The sequence below is a fragment of the Ahniella affigens genome (genome assembly GCF_003015185.1).
GTDB lineage: Bacteria > Pseudomonadota > Gammaproteobacteria > Xanthomonadales > Ahniellaceae > Ahniella > Ahniella affigens.
In genome coordinates this window covers 1,047,279-1,063,962 of sequence record NZ_CP027860.1, presented here as the reverse complement: position 1 = coordinate 1,063,962, position 16,684 = coordinate 1,047,279, and the positions used below count along the sequence as shown (strand labels likewise).

Here is a 16,684-nt window from a genome sequence, read left to right as displayed (position 1 = left end):
TGCTCCCATCACTCAAAACTGTCGCGGAACAAGGCGTCGAGAACGAATGGCTCCGGCAATGCCCACGCGCCGCGTCCCAGTGTGCCGGCCAGCAGCTTATTGTCGGACCCGTCGTAGTCCAACTCGAACACCGGGGCATTCGGAAATCCGATTCCAAGGCGTTGCCAGACAAGGTAGTTGCTGCTGGCACGAGCGGCGAATACACCGCGGTCTCCGGCGACTACCAAGGCCCCATCCGTATCGGGGATAAAGACCATCGCACGCAACGCACCGGGTGCAAAACCGGTGATCAGATTGCCCGTGACGTTCGTGAAACTGGACCCCGTGTTGCTAGAGAAGAACACTGCCGTTCCGGTCAACGCAAACAACCTGCCGGCACCCGGGGAACTGGCGGGATTCACACTCGGATCGATATCCAAGTCAACAATCGATCCTGGAGACGTCAGCGCCGTCAGTGATCCGGCGTCGCTCGTCCGAAGTTTGAGAACGGCCGGATCGCCAGCCACGGTGGTGTCATTGCCGTAATAAAACAGCAGTCCGGGATTGCCCGGCATCCCATAGACCACCGGCGACCCAGCGAACGCGCGAATCTGATCGACACTGACCCGCGTCATCGTGTCACCTTGATTCAACGACTCAAACACACCTGCAGGTGCATTGGCCGGTGCGCCGGGCGCGCCGCCGCCAATGATCAGGCGATTGGCCGCCGCCGCATTCGCAATGATCGGCGTATAGAACTGCCCGACGAACGTGGTGCCGTCGGTGGTCACCAAGTCCGGATACGTCAATGACGTCACGACATTGCTTGCGTTCACGGTACGCCGGGCAAAAGCCCCCAGGTTCTGATAACTGCTGTAGCGCGTGGACACTATGGTCGCGCCGACATCGCTTACCGTCACATCGCCACCATCACCGGTACTAACGCTGCGAAAGCGCCGCTGGGCAACATCGTCCTCGTCATGCGTCCCGACATCCTGCGCGCCGCCCATCACGCGGTCGCTGAAGCTGTCATAGGCAAGACTGTGATACTCCGTGGTCTGCAAGTTGCCGTTCGCGGTCTGCCAGACACCAGCAGTGGAATTCGGTTGGGTGCGACGATAAACGCCGCCATCGTCGGATTCCAGCAACACACCGTTTGCGGCGAACACCATGTCCCGAGAGTCGGCGTGTGGCGCGGAATTGTTGCTCGTGCCGTTGTGCGTCAGCGGCCGCCACACTGGCGTTCCGCCAAATTCGCCACGGAACGCGCGACCAGAATAGTCTTGCGCACCAATCGAGTTCGGTGTCGGAAAGAACACCGCCGAACCGTTACCTTCACCAGGATAGGGTTGCCGGTCGCCCGCGAGATACACCACGTTGACGTCTTGCGGATCGGCTGCCATGGAGAAGTGCGTGCCGCCCTGGCCACCGGTGTGCGCGCCGATTTGCACATTGCCCAATTCGGTAGTCGTCGGCACACCCAGGTCGCTGAAGCTACCCGTACCCGTGGCCGACCGATACACATTGGAGAGTCGCCCCGAACGGATGACCGCGACATACACCTGATTGCTGCGGCCAACAGCAATGCGCGTGCGCGACGAATTGGTGATTTGCGTGTTCATGGCCGAGTCGGACACGAGCGACCAGGTCGCACCCGTATCGGCGGTGCGATAGATCCCCGGCGCCGCACCATCGATGATGGGTGTGTACAGCACGGCCGCGTTGGTTGGGTCGGCCGCAAGGTCCGTGGAACGGCCAACTGGCAGCCCGGTCCCGACGCCACCGGATGCAAGCACGAACGTGGCGCCCGTGTCGGTGGACCGATAAATGCCAGCATTCGAATCGCCCGCTGCGGCGTTGACCGCCGCCATCAGGATGGCACCACGCGCCGCAACGCCGCGGATTTGCCGATTCGCCAGCGTGACGCCGGTGCCCGTCAACGGTGTCCAATTTGCGCCGCCATCCGTCGTCCGGAGCAACCCGATCAAACTGCCACCCAGACCACTCAGACTGGAGGTGCGACCAGAGCCGGCGACGAGCGTCTGGGCATTGGAATCGGTGGGATCGAACTCGATCGATGTCAGCGACAATGAGCCGAGACTGTCCGTCTGCGGTACCCAAGTCGGGGCGCTTGCCGTCGCATTGCCGGTGCGCCAAATGCCACCGTTGACGGCCGCCGCGAACACGACATCGGGGTCGGTCGGATGCGCGGCGAGTGCATTCACCGCACCAACCACCTCGCCCTGCGCGATGCCTTCGACCTGGCCATTCGTGGCAGGTGCTGGCCCCAAAGGCACCCAAGTCCCGGACTGCGCCAGGGCACAGACTGGCATCAAAAAGATTGCAGCTCCCAACCAACGCATCGCCCTTGCTCCTCAGTCCGATTCGGGGCCGCGAGTATAGGCCCGGAAATCAGCCTGTCGGCGGATGACTGATGGCATAGCCGCCACGTGGTCTTGCGTCGTTCGAGTTGGTGGGGGCGACCAGTTGCCAGCGCGGGAAGCGCCATTCCACTGTAGTCCTGCCGGATTGCGGCTAGAGACACCATTCCATCTGGCATGAGCGACATACCATGATCGAATAAGTCGATGCACTGGCTAAAACGCATTTCCCGGCGGCGAACCAAATCCCGCAAGCAACGCTTTACTGAGGCGGCGTGCTGACGTGCTTCAACCTGCGGTCGGCATCAGCCACGACGGCAAGAGGCCGGCATTCGCTGCGAGACTCATGCCCACGCCGATGGCGTTGTTGACGATGTGCCAGATCAGGCTCGGCAAGATCGAGCGCGAGGCGAGAAACAGCAGCGACATGCCCATCGCCAGAAACGTTGCGACGATGACCTGGGATGGGATGATGTGAGAGGCGCCGAACATCAACGAGCTGATCCCGATTGCCGCCCACAACCGGTGCCGGGAACCCATCCATTGCAACAGGAACCCGCGGAAGAACAGTTCTTCTGCCACGGGCGTGATCAAGATGGTCATCCCTATCAGCAGCAGCATCTGGCCCGCCGGCGCATCACTCCAGGCAAATCGCGCCTGCGCAAATCGGGCCCAGTCGGGCAGCGCGGTCACCATGAACTTCGCCAACACCAGCATCAACACGAATCCAGCGAGTGCCAGCGCTAGGGCCCACACCAACCATTTCCGTTCACACATTCTGAGCCCGAGCACAGAAGCGGGCTGCGCCGCTGTTTTCAGAGCCAGCCAGTAAAGTACCGCACCGATCGCGACAGCTTTGAACAGTTGGCCCAGGATGAGCACTTTGGGTGGCATCCGCGGCCCTGGCCCGAGGTAGGCCTCAAACCCGATGGTGTGCTTGACCCACGCCATATGCAGACCACTCAGTGCGAAATAGATCACCACAAAGGCGATCAGGATCACGAATCCTTGACGCGGACTCCAGATGACGGGCAGTTTTTGGTTCAACATGTCAGGCTCCGATGAGGCGCCCAAAGCTTGCAAAAGCGTTGCCCGAATGGCCAGGGGATTGGTGTTGACTCGGTGTCAATTGACAACCCAAAGTGGGGTTACGGCGGGGTCTTGGACCTTCACGATGAATTCGACACTGGGCCGGCGGTCGTGTCGCGTCCGGCCAAGTTTGCGTCGCCCGATTGGCGCGCCGCCCAAGTCGCCGCGGCGTCACGATCGGCAATCCCCAGCTTCTTGAACAGATTGGAGTTGTACGTGCGAACGGTTGCCGGCGTCAGGCCCAGTTCGCGCGCGATCTGTTTGTCGGACAGCCCCCGTGCCAACAAATCCAGCAATGCCTGCTCGCGCGGGCTCAAGCTTGGCGCCGGTGCCGTCGGCGCAGGTTTCGGGTCAGGCGCGTCGATGCAAGGCGCGATCGAGACGAGGAATCGTGAGACTGCCCCGATACGGATGCGGTACAAGCCGGTGGTTGAATCGAGAACCGGCAACACAGAACCGACGCTGGCACGAATGCTCCCGCTGCAAAGCTCATAGCTCATCGGCGCGAACCAGCCAACGCGTTGCCGCGGCAACAGGTGAACCGGGCCAACATGTTCGTTAGGCATCCGGTGTTGGTCGGCCAGCACATCGCGGGCGAATCGGAGTTTTTGCCACAGCACGACGACCCAGAACCCCGCCACGCCAATCGCCAGAGCGCGAGCGCCAAGCGGCATCTGCATCCACATGCCGCTGACACCAATCCAGATCGACACCATCAGCAAGACGACCAACAGCGCATAGAAATACCAGCGCCTGTGGGCCACCCGCAGCATCGCGCGTGTCTCGGCTTCCGACCAGGGCATCCCAACTTCGGGCATATGAACGCTACGGACAGGGGTTTGCGGGGACACTATGCGACCGTCACGTTGCGGTCAACGGTGCGTGGCACTGCTTGCAGCAACGGCGCACCGACAACGATGAAACGTTCGGTGTTGATGCATGGATCCAAAATCGCGAACACCGCCTGAATCTGAGAAGGACCACTCCTTGGCGAATAGTCATTGCGCATCAAACCTTTCACAGCGCCGACATCAGACGCCGCCAGGCGCGAGCCGACGGATCAGATCGGGCCGTAAGTCGCGAAACACGAACACTCCCGTTAGCAAGCACGCGAGTATCAAAAGGCCGATTCGCCCGAACTCAAACGCATAGGGCGCCAGCATGAACACCAGGCCAGCGCTGAACAGGTGGGCGAAAATGAGCGGTCGGTCGCGCTGTTGTGCGGCCACTTCACTCATCGGGTTCTTGACGCCATCCTGATACTGCCGCCAGGCATGGGGCACGTTGCAGACCAACATCAATGCGGCCGAACCGATGAGCTCAGGGTTCATCAGACTGCCTTCGGTGGCGTCGATCAAAACGGCAACCACCCAACCAAACAGTGCCGTCAACAGCAAGGTGACCCCGAGTCCGACCGCGAGCAGCGTCGTGAGCCCGGCAATTTGGTCCATCGTGCTGATGTACTTGCCGCGCATCGACACCGCGACCCCGACGACCGCCAGAGTCGACATGGTCAACGCCAAGTTGAATACCGTGAGCAGCAGGAAATGACCAGCCGAATGCCCGAGCACCAGCACGATCGACAACGGGATCAGATGCCGAAAAAAGATCAAACCCCTCTGCCACAAGCTGAAATTTGGTGCCGCCTCGACTGCCACTGGAAGCGGCGCCGGGTTTCGAGCGGCCCGAGGTGCGCGCCGACGGCTCACTGGGCCCACCCAAGCAGCGATGATCGCATTGCCAGCAGCACTTGAGCCTCCGTTCGGACTGGTTGCGCCGCACTATACTTCAAGGCTGCCATCCATGCCGGCGTTACCGAGCATTGATCGGACGATCATGACAGGACGACGCGTCGATCGATTTGGCGAGCGATGTGGACGGTATTTGCAGACCTGCTGTTTCCGACATGTCACGGCGCACGAACTTGTAATACGCTCCGGTTACCTGTGAGCCATTGGCGGCGTTCACGCTGGCGACGCGCAGGCAGCGTCAATGTCCTGTGACATTGAAAGCACCACTATTCACTTGGGAGCGAACCATCATGAATCGTTTCAGCGCTTCCGGCTTGGCCGGAGTGATTGCCTTGGCCGTTGCATTGGGCCCGTCACCGGCGAAGGCCGCCAATGCGTCACTGAAGTACGTGGACACTGCATGCTCGATCTCGCCAACCGAGTTCAGCACTTGGTTTGCGAGCGGCAGCATCACCGACAATGGCTCGGTCACTTTTGCCGACAGCGTGAGCTTCCCACTGCAAAACACCAAATGCGACTTCTACAAGTGGGCACACCAGATGTTCTTGTGGATCACATCGCCAGCCGGCGGCAGCATTGTCCTCGATTCACCCGTTTTCTTTGACGTGAATTTCAATAGCGGCGGCAATGCCGTCTACGTCCCCAACACGTTCGGCAAGATGAATAACGCGTTTGCGCTGCGCGGCACCAAGCCCCAGAAAATTCAGCCCGGCGGTCAAGCCGGTGGTGGGGACACACTGCTGTCGTTGAATGACTCCCTCGTCTACTTCGGTGTTCATGCCAATGACGTCTACGCTTGGTTCAACACCGCGGTCTCGAACGGAGCGCTCCCGGCTACGACACCGTTCCCGTCAAGCCAGTCCGAACTGAACGCCATTGTGCAGTATGCCGCCCAGAACGGCGCGACGCTGCCCGATGCGAACGCGCTGACGATGGAGTTGAAGACCGCGTGGGTCGATGCGGCTACCGTCAGCAATCTCGATGAGTACATCACGATCACGTCGGTGGTGCCCAACTATCAAAAGACCAGTACGACCCAATGGACGATCGACCCCAAGATGCCAAGCATCCCAAAGACGTTGGCCTTGGTCGGAATTCATGTGGTGGGGCCTGTCAACGGACATCCCGAGATGGTTTGGGCTACCTTCGAACATCACCGCAATGCCCCCGACAATGACTTCTATTTTGAGCCCCGCTTTACGCCGCCAACGCCCCTCCTGGTGCCGTTCGATTCGAGCGGCACCTGGACCTTCATGAGCAATGGCGGCAGCCGCGACGGCGCCTTGGTTGCCCAAATGACAGTCGATGGGTCGACCGGCAACATCAATGCGACTGCCGGCAACACCATCAGTCAGAACAACGTGTACCGCGTCAATCCTTGGGGAAATGCGCCAACACCCGCTTCGGCCGAGAACAATAGCGAGCTGATCTCGTTGAACGGCGACATCATCGCGATGCTCACCATGGTCAACGACATGCGCGCCAACTACTTCCAGGTTGGCGGCGTGTGGACGAACAATGGATCCATTCCGTCCAGCCCCACCGACAGTCACCTCGTCGGCTCCCTGCTGCTCGCCAACGCAACGATGGAGACGTACCACCAGAAAGGCAGCGCCACCCCTGACATGGGTTGTTTTGGCTGCCATCAGTCGACCACCAGTACGGGCACCAGTCACTTATTCTCGCCGAGCAATGTGCCGCTCGTGCCTCCGGCGTCAAACAAGCAATAAAGGCACGCTCGCCAGAAGTACCGTGTACTTGTGGTAAGCGAATCAGTCCGCTGGCTGCACTCAGCCAGCGGATCCTGATGCGACGGGCGGCTGCCGTGCGATCAACGCCCGTTGCGGGGCCTCGATTGGTCAGCCAATGCTTCTGGCCTTAAGACAAGCGTTTTGACGTACGATTCGGGGCCTGTATACGCAATTCTGCGAAGGCTATGTCCACCATCACTGTTCGCCATCTGGAACCAGCAGATCTACCTCAGATTCACGCGCTTTACGGTGAGCTTCAGGCCTATGGCGATACGCTCCAGCTGCCCTATCAGCCCTTGTCGCATTGGGCCCAGAAGCTCGACCCGACACGCGATGGCTTCTATTGCCTGGTCGCGGAGCGCGCCGGCGAAATACTAGGCCAACTCGGATTGGATCTATTCCGACATCCGCGCCGAAAGCACGTGGCGACCATCGGAATGGGCGTCAAGTCGACGGCACGCCGTCTGGGTGTGGGCAGCGCCCTATTGTCTGCGGCGATCGACAGCTGCGAGCGCTGGATGAATGTCCGCCGGATCGAGATCGAAGTTTATACCGATAACAAAGCCGCGATCGCGCTGTACCAAAAGCACGGCTTTGTGATTGAAGGCACGTGCCGGAACTACGCGTATCGCGATGGCCGGTATGTCGACGCGCATGTAATGGCACGCGTCACGGATTGACGCAGCATGGCGTCAACGCGGAATCCGGCTTGACTATGGCGGGTCGGAACGTCCAGGATGGACTCGTTCAGACCCGCCACAAATCGATCTATGGTCCGGAAGCAAGTTCCCGCAACCAATCAGTGAAAGCCGGATCCAACGCCAGGTGATCGAGAATCGGCAGCACGACGGCGGCACCCTGGTCGCTGTTTGTCAGAATCACGACACCGGTCTGGCGCTCAGGGCTGAAGTAGGCCAATGCGAACGTGCCAGTGTCGCGTCCGGTGTGCATCAGGTAACGCTGATTGCCGATCTTGAAGATTTCCCAGCCAAGCCCGAACCCCGCGGCACTGGGGCAGCGGGACGGCGCGCGGTCGCCACAGAGGTCATGCAGTCGATCAACCTGAATGTCTTGGCGCGCCGCAGAGAGCGACTTGGATATCCCGCTGCCCTGCATCGCCGACAGGATCAATTGCGCATAGTCGGTCGCGGTGGTGTACAGATCGTCGGCCGCTGAAGCGCTACGCGCAAACTGTGGCGGCATGGGATGACCCTCAGCGTCATACGGAATGGCGAATTGGTCGTGCAGCCACGGTTGCTTGGTCTGTACCGTGCGACGCATGCCGAGTGGTTCCAGCACCGTCTTGGTCATCAGAGACTCGAAACCGCTGCCGGCGCGCGCCGCAAGCGCCCGCGCCAGGTATTCGTAGCCTTCGCCGGAGTATCCAAATCGGGTTCCCGGTGCAAACGCGAAAGCCAGACGCCCATCGCGCCAGTTCGGAAAACCGCTTTGGTGGCTGAGCAGGATGCGGGCCGTGAGCTGTTTGGCACGAGGATCGTCCGCAATGTCGGGATCAACCCACCAAGTGTCCAATGGCTCATCGAGCGACCAGTGGCGATCGTGCAGCAAGCGCAAGCTCATCTCAGCGGTCAGCGGCTTTGCGAGTGAGGCCACGTTGTAGAGGGTCTCTGGGCTTGCCGCGCGCTCCGGACTGGCATGACCTGCGGCCGCAACAAACGCCAAGCGCCCATCGCGCACGACCGCCACCGATGCACTGGCCACCTTGGTCTTGGTCAGCCAGCCATCCAATTGCACTGAAAATCGTTTGGCGTCGCCATCCGATTGGTTCGGCTTGTCTGCACACGCCGAAACATGTTGAACCGCCAGCGCAATCGCCAAGGCCCCGGCAATCCGAATTACGACATTCCATTGCATCTGCACGACTCCCATTGGTGATCCGGCCACGACTGGCGGATCGATGGCAACTTGGATACGTCGTCGTGACTTGCGGTTGCAACCTCAATCAATGTCGATCGTCACACTTGCAGCGCCTGCTCCTTCGCAGGCTGGCTGGGAGCGCCCATCCTGGGCGCATGCGACTCGCGCGCCCGGCACATCGCTCGCCCCCGCGACTGCCGGGATCCGGAACCCGAACTCAGCCTGTTTCGGCCCCGCAATGAATCGTTGACGATTGTGGCAAAAGGAAGTTGTGGGTCGTGCCAATCCTGATCGCAAGCAGCCCGATCCGGGACTCTCCCCCGCGATCGCGGGGGAGGGAGCCGACAGGTTGATGCACGAATAGGCGTACCTTCGGTGCGACTGGCACTCCCGCCCCACAACGTGTAGCCCTTGCCAGTTTCAGCAGAATCGAAGATGCTCGTGCGAATCCTTATCGCGGAGCAGCATCATGGCAGGCAAAAAGTGGGCGGCATTCACCCTCTCGGACAAAGCCTTCGATTACGCTGGCGATAAGCTCGACAAGGCTTGGGCCAAGTTGCACGTTGGCGATCAGGAGCCCTTTCCTGATGAAGCGCGAATCGGCAAGCTGCTGAAGGGCAATAGCAAACTCGGCAAAGCCGCCGATGCAGCCAAAATTGCCGCGACCTTGCAGGACGCCTGGCGGGCCTATCATCGCGGCGATTTTCAGCAAGCCTTCGAAGCCGGCGAGGCACTCGGTCCCTTGGGTGCCAGCGTGGCCTGCAAGGCGATCGGCATTCATGCCGCGCATCTTGTCGCTGATGAGAAGGAAAAACTGAAGCGCTTCGAGACCGCGGTGGGACTGGCGGAAGCCGCGATCGCGGCGCTGCCCAAGGAAGCGAATTCGCACTATTTCCATGCGTTCGCATTGGGTCGATACAGCCAGCAGATTTCCATCACCAAAGCGTTGGCACAAGGCTTGGCCGGCAAGGTCAAGGCCTCGCTGGAAGCAACGCTCGAACTCTGTCCAAAACATGCCGACGCGCATACCGCGATGGCGCTCTACCATGCCGAGATCGTTGGCAAGGTCGGCGGCATGCTGGCGTCGCTGACCTACGGTGCCAAACCGGCGATCGCCGAGGAGCACCTGAAGCAAGCCATGAAGTTGGCACCAGACGTGCCGATCGTGCACATCGAGCAAGGCAACGCGTTGCTACTGCTCTATGGCGACAAGAAAGAGAAAGACGCGATTGCCTGCTACGAGAAAGCCGTAAAGTTAAAACCGCGCGAGGCGATGGACGCACTCGATATCGCCGGGGCGAAGGCAGAATTAGAGTAGCCTGCGCGGCGGACTGCGCGGGCAATCACTAGCCTACGAGCGCCACCGCATCCGGTGGCGGCGCCGAGAAGAATTCGCTGATATCGCGCGGTCGATCAATCGCATAGCCCTGCGCAAAGTCTACGCCGAGGCTACCCAGTTTGGCGCGAAGCGCCGTGGTTTCCACACATTCGGCGACGGTCAGCGTATTGGTCACGCGGCCGATGTCGATGATCGCCCGGACGATCGACTGTGCCAACGCCGAATGCCCCATGTCACGCACGAAGCTGCCGTCGATCTTGAAATAGTCGACCCGCAACGACGCCAGATAGGCAAACGAGCAGAAGCCTGTGCCGAAGTCGTCGAGCGCAAAACGCGCGCCCTGTTCGCGCATGCGATCAATCAAGCGCGCGGCTTTGGCCAGATCGCGCACGGCGCTGGTCTCGGTGATCTCGAAGCAGAGTTGCTCGGGCCGCACGACCGAATCACCGAGCCGCTTGCGCACGAAGTCAGGAAAGCCTTCGTCCATCAGCGTCGCCGCTGACAAATTGACGCTGATCCGCTCGATCTGGTCCAACACATTCGGGCTGGCCTCGAACCAGCGCAAGGTGCGATCAAATACGTAACGGTCGAGCCTCGGTCCCAGATTGAAGCGCTCGGCAGCGGGCACAAACTGGCCCGGCAGCAGCAAGTTGCCTTCGCCCGCCTCCTGCAGACGCAGGAGCACCTCGAAATGCCGGCGCATGGCTTGCCCTTTCAACGGCACGATGCTCTGGCAGTGCAGCCGGAAGCGATCTTCATCCATCGCCGCAGTGAGCCGCACCGCCCAGCGCATCGCGTTGCGTTTTTCGTTGAGACCACCGTCGCCGCCATCCGCCCAGAACACCTGGTTGCCGCCTTGATCCTTAGCCGATTGACACGCGGCATCGGCGCGGGCGAGCACCTCGCCGAATTCATCGCTGGCCGGATCAAATGGCGCGGCACCAATACTCGCAGTCGTGGCCATGACCTGCTCGAACCACGGCAACCTGAGCGCCGCGATCGATTCTGCGAGTCCAGCGGCAAACGTGCGGACATCGCCCGTGTCGTCGATAATCAGGGCGAATTCATCGCCACCCATGCGGGCCAGGAACTGCCCGGGGCCAAGACGCGACTTCAGGATGCCGGCGGCCCCCAGGACAAACGCGTCGCCAGCAGCGTGGCTGAGCGAGTCATTGATGATTTTGAACTGATCCAGATCGACGTACAGCAGCACGCCCCGTGGCGTCGATCGACTCAGCCATTTCTTGAGTTCGATTTCGAATGCGGGCCGATTGGGCAGGCGCGTCATCGCATCATGGCGAGCCCGGCGCAGCTGCCGATGCGATGCCACCCGCAATTGATAATTCGCCGCGGTCAGTATGGGCGGAATCAATGCCACGACCAGTAAGAAGCAGGTCAGGGCAGCCGTTTCGCCCAACGTGTCGGGGGCCTGAAAGCCACCTAAACCGAGCGCCGCGACGGTGGCCAGTCCCGAGGCGAAAACCATGTTCGCGACCAGAGCGAAGACGGGCTGAAACCGGAGCGCCGCCCAGACAATCAGCGCGAGCGGCAAGCACGCCACCGCAAGCGCGAAATGGCTTTGCAACTGCCCGGAGAACCAGAGCACGAGCAAACCGGCCAGAAACGCTGCGGTCCACAGCACGAATTCCAGGCGCCGAGGTTTGACCGCGACATCCGCCTCCAGCGGTTGAAACTCATTCAAGCGCAACAGCGTCATCAACGCTGGGGAAACGGTCACCATCCCAACCAGATCAGCCATGGCCCACGCCGCCATTCGAGCCGGTACGGTCTCGGGTGTCGCCATGCCGCTGAACCACATGCCCGTCACCCCGATCAGCGCGCTCAGAATCGAGATACCGACGCCAAACCCGAGCAATTGCAGCCCAGTGCCAATTCGAAAACCGGGATCACTGGCCCGGGTCATCCGGTGAATCAAATACACCGCCAAACAGACGGGCAGCACATTGGCCGCGATCGAAAAGGGCACAAAGAGCCACGGGGTCGGTAAAATCCAAACATGCAGCGGCACGAGTGGCAGCGCGATGATGGGCCAGTATCGAAGCCCATGCACCATCAGCGCAGCGAAGGCGATCCCGCCGGCTGGCCAGATCAGACTGACTGCGTCTGGCCCCTGCGGCGCAAACCACACCGCAACCATCGCCGCGCCAAAGTAGGCGAGCGTCCAGGCAAAAAAACGTTTGGCGGTCAGCCAGGCTCCGGGCATGCCCCGACTGTACGACGACGGCTGGATTTTTGGCAGCGGTGGACACCACATTTCGCGGCACTTTTCGCGGCAGAATTAGGTGCAGGGCGTTTACGGACAGTTTTCTGAATGGTTCCCGCAACTGCTATGCACCAGCTTGACGTCGGCGATTCGTGAACGCGGCACCGCTTCAGCACCGCACTGCGTGACCACCGGCTGTTTGCAACGGGACCACGAGGCACGATAATTCGCAACAATGATTGGGAAGATCCAGATGCCAAGGAACCGCCACCCAGTGCCTGCCCTGCGTTCTCCCGGCCGGATCGCCTGCCTCCGCCTAATGTTGACTGGGCTTGTCCTGGCCCTTGGTGCCTGCGCAGAGACAGAACCCTCCAAGGCCAATAGCAGTGGGCCGCCGCCCGAAGAACCGGTCTTGCAGGTTTACAACTGGTTCGACTACATGGAACCGGGCGTGCTTCAGCAGTTCGAGCGCGAAACCGGCATCAAGGTGGTCTACGACACGTTCAACCAAAACGACACGTTGGCCGCGCAGATCGACAAAGGGCAGTACGACCTGATGTTTCCGAGTGCGCGACCCTGGGCTGCGCGCTTTGTTGCCGAAGGCAAACTGCAGAAACTCGACAAGAGTCGTCTGGAAGGGCTCGGCCGCATCGACGCTGGAGTCGTCCTGGGCCTGGGCGAGATCGATCCAGGCAACCACTATCTGGTTCCCTATCTGTGGGGCACGACCGGACTTGCGATCGATGTGGCGGCCGTCCAGAGCCGCCTCGGTGCTGATGCCGATCTCGACTCGTGGAGTCTGGTGTTCAACCCCGAACATGCGGCCAAGTTGGCCGACTGCGGCATCACCATAGTGGACGACATGACCGATGTCATCGCGTCCGCGCTCATTGCGGCGCACCGGCCGGTCGCCTCGGCGAGCGACGCCGATCTGGCGGCCGCAGCGGCGGCCCTGCAGGCCATCCGGCCATACGTTTCGGTTCTCGCCGCCGATACCTACGTGGATGCATTGGCGGCCGGCAAAGCGTGCGTCGTGCTCGGGTATTCGGGTGATCTGCGGCGAGCAGCGACGCAGGCACTGGCAACGGACCGTCGCGTCCAATATCGGATCCCGAAGGAAGGCGCGATTCGCTGGGTTGACGTGATGGCAATTCCGAATTCAGCGCCCCACCCAGGCAACGCGCATCAATTCATCAACTACTTGTTACGCCCAGACGTCATCGCCGGCATCAGCGACCAGTTGCACTACGCGAATCCCAATGTCGAGGCACAGGCCTTGCAGTCTGCGTCGCTGCTAATGGATCAAGCGGTGTATCCGAATACCGAACAGGCCAGTCGATTGGTCGATGCGCCGATTCTGCCCGACGCACCGCGGACGCAATGGAAGGCCGTCTGGGTGGCGTTCAAGGACGCAACGGCTACCAAAGCCAAATCGTCAGACTGAAGCTCAGCAATAGCGCGATCAGAATCGGCATCAGCATCCAGGCAAATGCGCGACCACCTGTCGCAAACGCGACTACGGTCTTGCTGACCGTGTTGCAGACCAGCCCAATCAACACGGCCCATTCGGCCTGGTCCAGACTGATCTGCTCTGCAAACAACATTTGCGCCACGGAGGCAGCCGCCGCGTGCACATCGGCGAAACCGGCGAAGCCCGCCGCGAGCATTACACCTTTGTCGCCAAACCAACGCACCAGCAACGCGGACGTGAACAAGATGCCGGTCACCAGCGCCGCAAACAGTAGCGCTTGTTTCAACTCGAACGGGCGACCCCGCATGGCAGCCCCCTCGCCCGCCGGCTCACGCCATGCATGAAGACCAGTCATCGCCGCCGCAAGCAGGGTTGCGAGCCCTGCGATCAGCATGGGCCGGCTCAGGTGCTGGAACAAATTCGGCGCCAGAGCGATCAATACCAGGCCCATCTGGATGATGGTCGCGACGTTCGACACCGCAGCGGCGGCCACGCAGGAACGGCGTTGGTCCGGGTGCGCCTTCGCACGCTGCCCCATGGCACCGATGGTTGCGGTGGACGACACAAACCCGCCGACAAATCCGGAGATCGGCAAACCCAAGCGGGCGCCGAGCATCCGCTGCGCCACATAGCCGAGCGCATTGATCGCCATGACCAAAACGACGACACGCCAAACCTTGAACGGGTTCAGCACACCATACGGATCGACGGCATGGTCGGGCAACAACGGCAGCACGATCAAAGCCGAAGCAATCAGCAGCAGACCGTCGCGAAGTTCTTCGGCGCTGAGCAGCTCCCGCGAGAACGCATGCAAATGCGTTTTCATGGCCAGAAGCAACGCTACCGCCACCGCCAGCGCGGCAGTCAGCACGGGCGCTTGCAGGGCGAGCGCGCCGAGTACGTACACGGCAAACATCGACACTTCGGTGGTGAGACCTGGATCATCAGTTCGAATGCGGATGTAGCTGATCAAGGCAGCCGCCGCGACAAAGAGCGCCCCGGCAGTCAGCATGGCGACGCCGAGCAAACTGCACAGCGCACCCGACAACGACAGCAGGGCAAACGTCCGCACGCCAGCGACCAAGTTCGGGTGCGTGACGCGGCGCTGCTCGCGTTCGACACCGATCAATAGGCCCACCGCGAGCGCCACGCCCAGGCCGATTAACAGATCCCGATCGATGGCGATCGGCATCATCGGATTCGGCCCGCAACCATCATGTGGCGTCCTCTTCGGTCAGCCGACGAAGATACTCATCGGCATCGATCACCAGGTCACGTGGACGTCGATTCAACAAGTCCTGCACCCGTTCGAGCGGGCTGTTCCGGACATCATCGACCGTACCGCTGATCAGAATGTCGCCGTGATCGAGGACGGTGATGGTGTCGGCAATCCGAAAGGCACTCTCCAACTCATGCGTGACCACCACAATGGTCATGCGCAACGCATCACGCAACTTCAGAATCAATTCGTCGAGTTCGGCCGAGACCACCGGATCAAGCCCGGCCGATGGCTCGTCAAAAAAGAGCAACTTGGGATCCATGACGATCGCCCGCGCGAGCGCGGCACGCTTGATCATGCCTCCGGATAACTGCGACGGCATCAAGTGTTGGAACCCGCCCAGATTGACGATTTCGAGTTTCAGACGGGCCATGATGCGGACGGTGTTGTCGTCCAACTCCGGGTAATGCTCCCGCAGAGGCAGCGCCACATTGTCCTCGACATCAAGCGACGTGATCAGGGCGCCGCCTTGAAACGATACGCCGATCTGCCTGCGCAAGGCCAGATACTCTGCCGTCCCCGCCTCGACCAGATCAATGCCCAAGACCCGCACGTGGCCAGCGGCCGGACGATTCAAACCAATCAGATGCCGAAGCAACGTGCTTTTGCCCGAACCTGAGCCGCCCATGATGACGCGCACTTCGCCACGGTTGACGCTGAAGTCGACGCTTTTCAGGATGCGTCGTCGCCCGTAGTAGGCCTCCAAGCCTTTCACTTCGATGACCGGAGTTTCTGCGTCTGCCATGGCCTCACCGATTCAGGAAGAAGCTGAAGGCCATATCGGCAATGATGATCGCCGTGATCGACCAGACCACCGCGCGCGTCGTGGCCCGGCCAACGCCTTCGGCGCCACCGCTGACCGAAAAGCCGGTGCACACGCCGACCAGCGTGATGAGAATTGCAAAGACCACGCTCTTGCCAAGGCCCTCCAGCAGATCACGCGGCTTGATCAGTTCTAGGGTCTGCTGCAAATAGTTGTAGAGACTCATATCGAGCTTCGGGCCAGCGTAGAGCCCCGAACCAAGTATCGCCACCGCGTCGGCGAGCAACGTCAGGCAGGGCATCATGATCAGGAGCGCAGCAAGCGCTGGCGCGGCCAGATACCGCACCGGGTCCACGCCCATGACCGCCAGGGCATCAACCTCCTGCGACACGGTCATCGAGCCAATCCGCGCGGCCAACGCCGACCCGGACCGACCAGCGATCAAGATGCCGGTGATCAGCACGCCGAACTCGCGGGTGATCGATTTGGCAATTGCGATAATTACGCCCGTCTCGGCACCAAAGTCGCGCAGCGCCGAGATGAACTGGATCGCGAGCATCAGGCCAACGGTAATACTCAGCAAACTCACAATGGGGACCGCGTCCACACCGATAACGCGCATCTGCTCGAAAATTGCCGAAGCACGCACGCGCTGCCCCCGGAACCGGCCGAAGGTCAGGTAATAGACACTCTCGACCAACACGCTGGCGCCATACCCCAGACCACCGATTGCGGCAACCGTGCGACGTCCGATGCGGTCTAAGGTTGGTGCCAGCATG

13 protein-coding genes are annotated in these 16,684 nt (G+C 61.0%); 4 read left to right on the top strand and 9 right to left on the bottom strand.

The genetic code is table 11. The annotated features are described in order from the left end of the window. Positions 1 to 8 precede the first annotated feature (8 nt). From C7S18_RS03975 to C7S18_RS03960, 4 genes are all read right to left on the bottom strand, one after another. Complete coding sequence (locus tag C7S18_RS03975; RefSeq protein WP_106890329.1) at positions 9 to 2,342, bottom strand: WD40/YVTN/BNR-like repeat-containing protein; 2,334 nt, start codon at positions 2,340 to 2,342, stop codon at positions 9 to 11. Positions 2,343 to 2,648: 306 nt separating this feature from the next. Then, complete coding sequence (locus C7S18_RS03970; RefSeq protein ID WP_106890328.1) at positions 2,649 to 3,410, bottom strand: CPBP family intramembrane glutamic endopeptidase; 762 nt, start codon at positions 3,408 to 3,410, stop codon at positions 2,649 to 2,651. 119 nt (positions 3,411 to 3,529) lie between these two features. Further along, positions 3,530 to 4,252, bottom strand: a complete 723-nt coding sequence (locus C7S18_RS03965; RefSeq protein WP_170113093.1) for a helix-turn-helix transcriptional regulator — start codon at positions 4,250 to 4,252, stop codon at positions 3,530 to 3,532. Between the two features lie 228 nt (positions 4,253 to 4,480). Then, on the bottom strand, positions 4,481 to 5,062 hold the full coding sequence (locus C7S18_RS03960; protein ID WP_146151741.1) for a hypothetical protein: 582 nt from the start codon (positions 5,060 to 5,062) through the stop codon (positions 4,481 to 4,483). A 428-nt stretch (positions 5,063 to 5,490) separates the two neighbouring features. Between C7S18_RS03960 and C7S18_RS03955 the strand changes: the two genes are divergently transcribed. Together C7S18_RS03955 and C7S18_RS03950 are read left to right on the top strand one after the other, a co-directional pair. Next, on the top strand, positions 5,491 to 6,930 hold the full coding sequence (locus C7S18_RS03955) for a hypothetical protein (protein WP_106890325.1): 1,440 nt from the start codon (positions 5,491 to 5,493) through the stop codon (positions 6,928 to 6,930). Between the two features lie 206 nt (positions 6,931 to 7,136). Then, a complete protein-coding gene (locus C7S18_RS03950; RefSeq protein WP_106890324.1) occupies positions 7,137 to 7,631 on the top strand; it encodes a GNAT family N-acetyltransferase in 495 nt (164 codons plus the stop codon). Between the two features lie 88 nt (positions 7,632 to 7,719). On the opposite strand, the gene C7S18_RS03945 is transcribed toward C7S18_RS03950, so the two are convergent. Continuing rightward, positions 7,720 to 8,826, bottom strand: a complete 1,107-nt coding sequence (locus C7S18_RS03945; RefSeq protein ID WP_170113092.1) for a serine hydrolase domain-containing protein — start codon at positions 8,824 to 8,826, stop codon at positions 7,720 to 7,722. A 472-nt stretch (positions 8,827 to 9,298) separates the two neighbouring features. Here C7S18_RS03945 and C7S18_RS03940 point away from each other — a divergent pair, with 472 nt between their 5' ends. After that, positions 9,299 to 10,147, top strand: a complete 849-nt coding sequence (locus C7S18_RS03940) for a tetratricopeptide repeat protein (RefSeq protein ID WP_106890322.1) — start codon at positions 9,299 to 9,301, stop codon at positions 10,145 to 10,147. 28 nt (positions 10,148 to 10,175) lie between these two features. On the opposite strand, the gene C7S18_RS03935 is transcribed toward C7S18_RS03940, so the two are convergent. Then, positions 10,176 to 12,392, bottom strand: coding sequence for a putative bifunctional diguanylate cyclase/phosphodiesterase (locus C7S18_RS03935; protein ID WP_170113091.1), 2,217 nt, complete (start codon positions 12,390 to 12,392; stop codon positions 10,176 to 10,178). Between the two features lie 319 nt (positions 12,393 to 12,711). On the opposite strand from C7S18_RS03935, the gene C7S18_RS03930 reads away from it, so the two are divergent. After that, positions 12,712 to 13,836 carry an extracellular solute-binding protein gene (locus tag C7S18_RS03930; RefSeq protein ID WP_170113090.1) on the top strand — a complete coding sequence of 375 codons (1,125 nt, stop codon included), beginning with the start codon at positions 12,712 to 12,714 and terminating at the stop codon, positions 13,834 to 13,836. Here the strand turns inward: C7S18_RS03930 and C7S18_RS03925 are convergent. The 3 genes from C7S18_RS03925 to C7S18_RS03915 are packed head-to-tail and all read right to left on the bottom strand — an operon-like array spanning position 13,811 to position 16,683. Then, positions 13,811 to 15,058 carry an MgtC/SapB family protein gene (locus tag C7S18_RS03925; RefSeq protein ID WP_106890319.1) on the bottom strand — a complete coding sequence of 416 codons (1,248 nt, stop codon included), beginning with the start codon at positions 15,056 to 15,058 and terminating at the stop codon, positions 13,811 to 13,813. The genes C7S18_RS03930 and C7S18_RS03925 overlap by 26 nt on opposite strands. A gap of 19 nt (positions 15,059 to 15,077) precedes the next feature. After that, on the bottom strand, positions 15,078 to 15,887 hold the full coding sequence (locus tag C7S18_RS03920) for an ABC transporter ATP-binding protein (RefSeq protein WP_106890318.1): 810 nt from the start codon (positions 15,885 to 15,887) through the stop codon (positions 15,078 to 15,080). A 4-nt stretch (positions 15,888 to 15,891) separates the two neighbouring features. After that, the gene (locus C7S18_RS03915) at positions 15,892 to 16,683 is read right to left on the bottom strand and encodes an MlaE family ABC transporter permease (protein ID WP_106890317.1); all 792 of its coding nucleotides are present in this window, start codon (positions 16,681 to 16,683) and stop codon (positions 15,892 to 15,894) included. Between the last annotated feature and the right edge of the window lies 1 nt (position 16,684).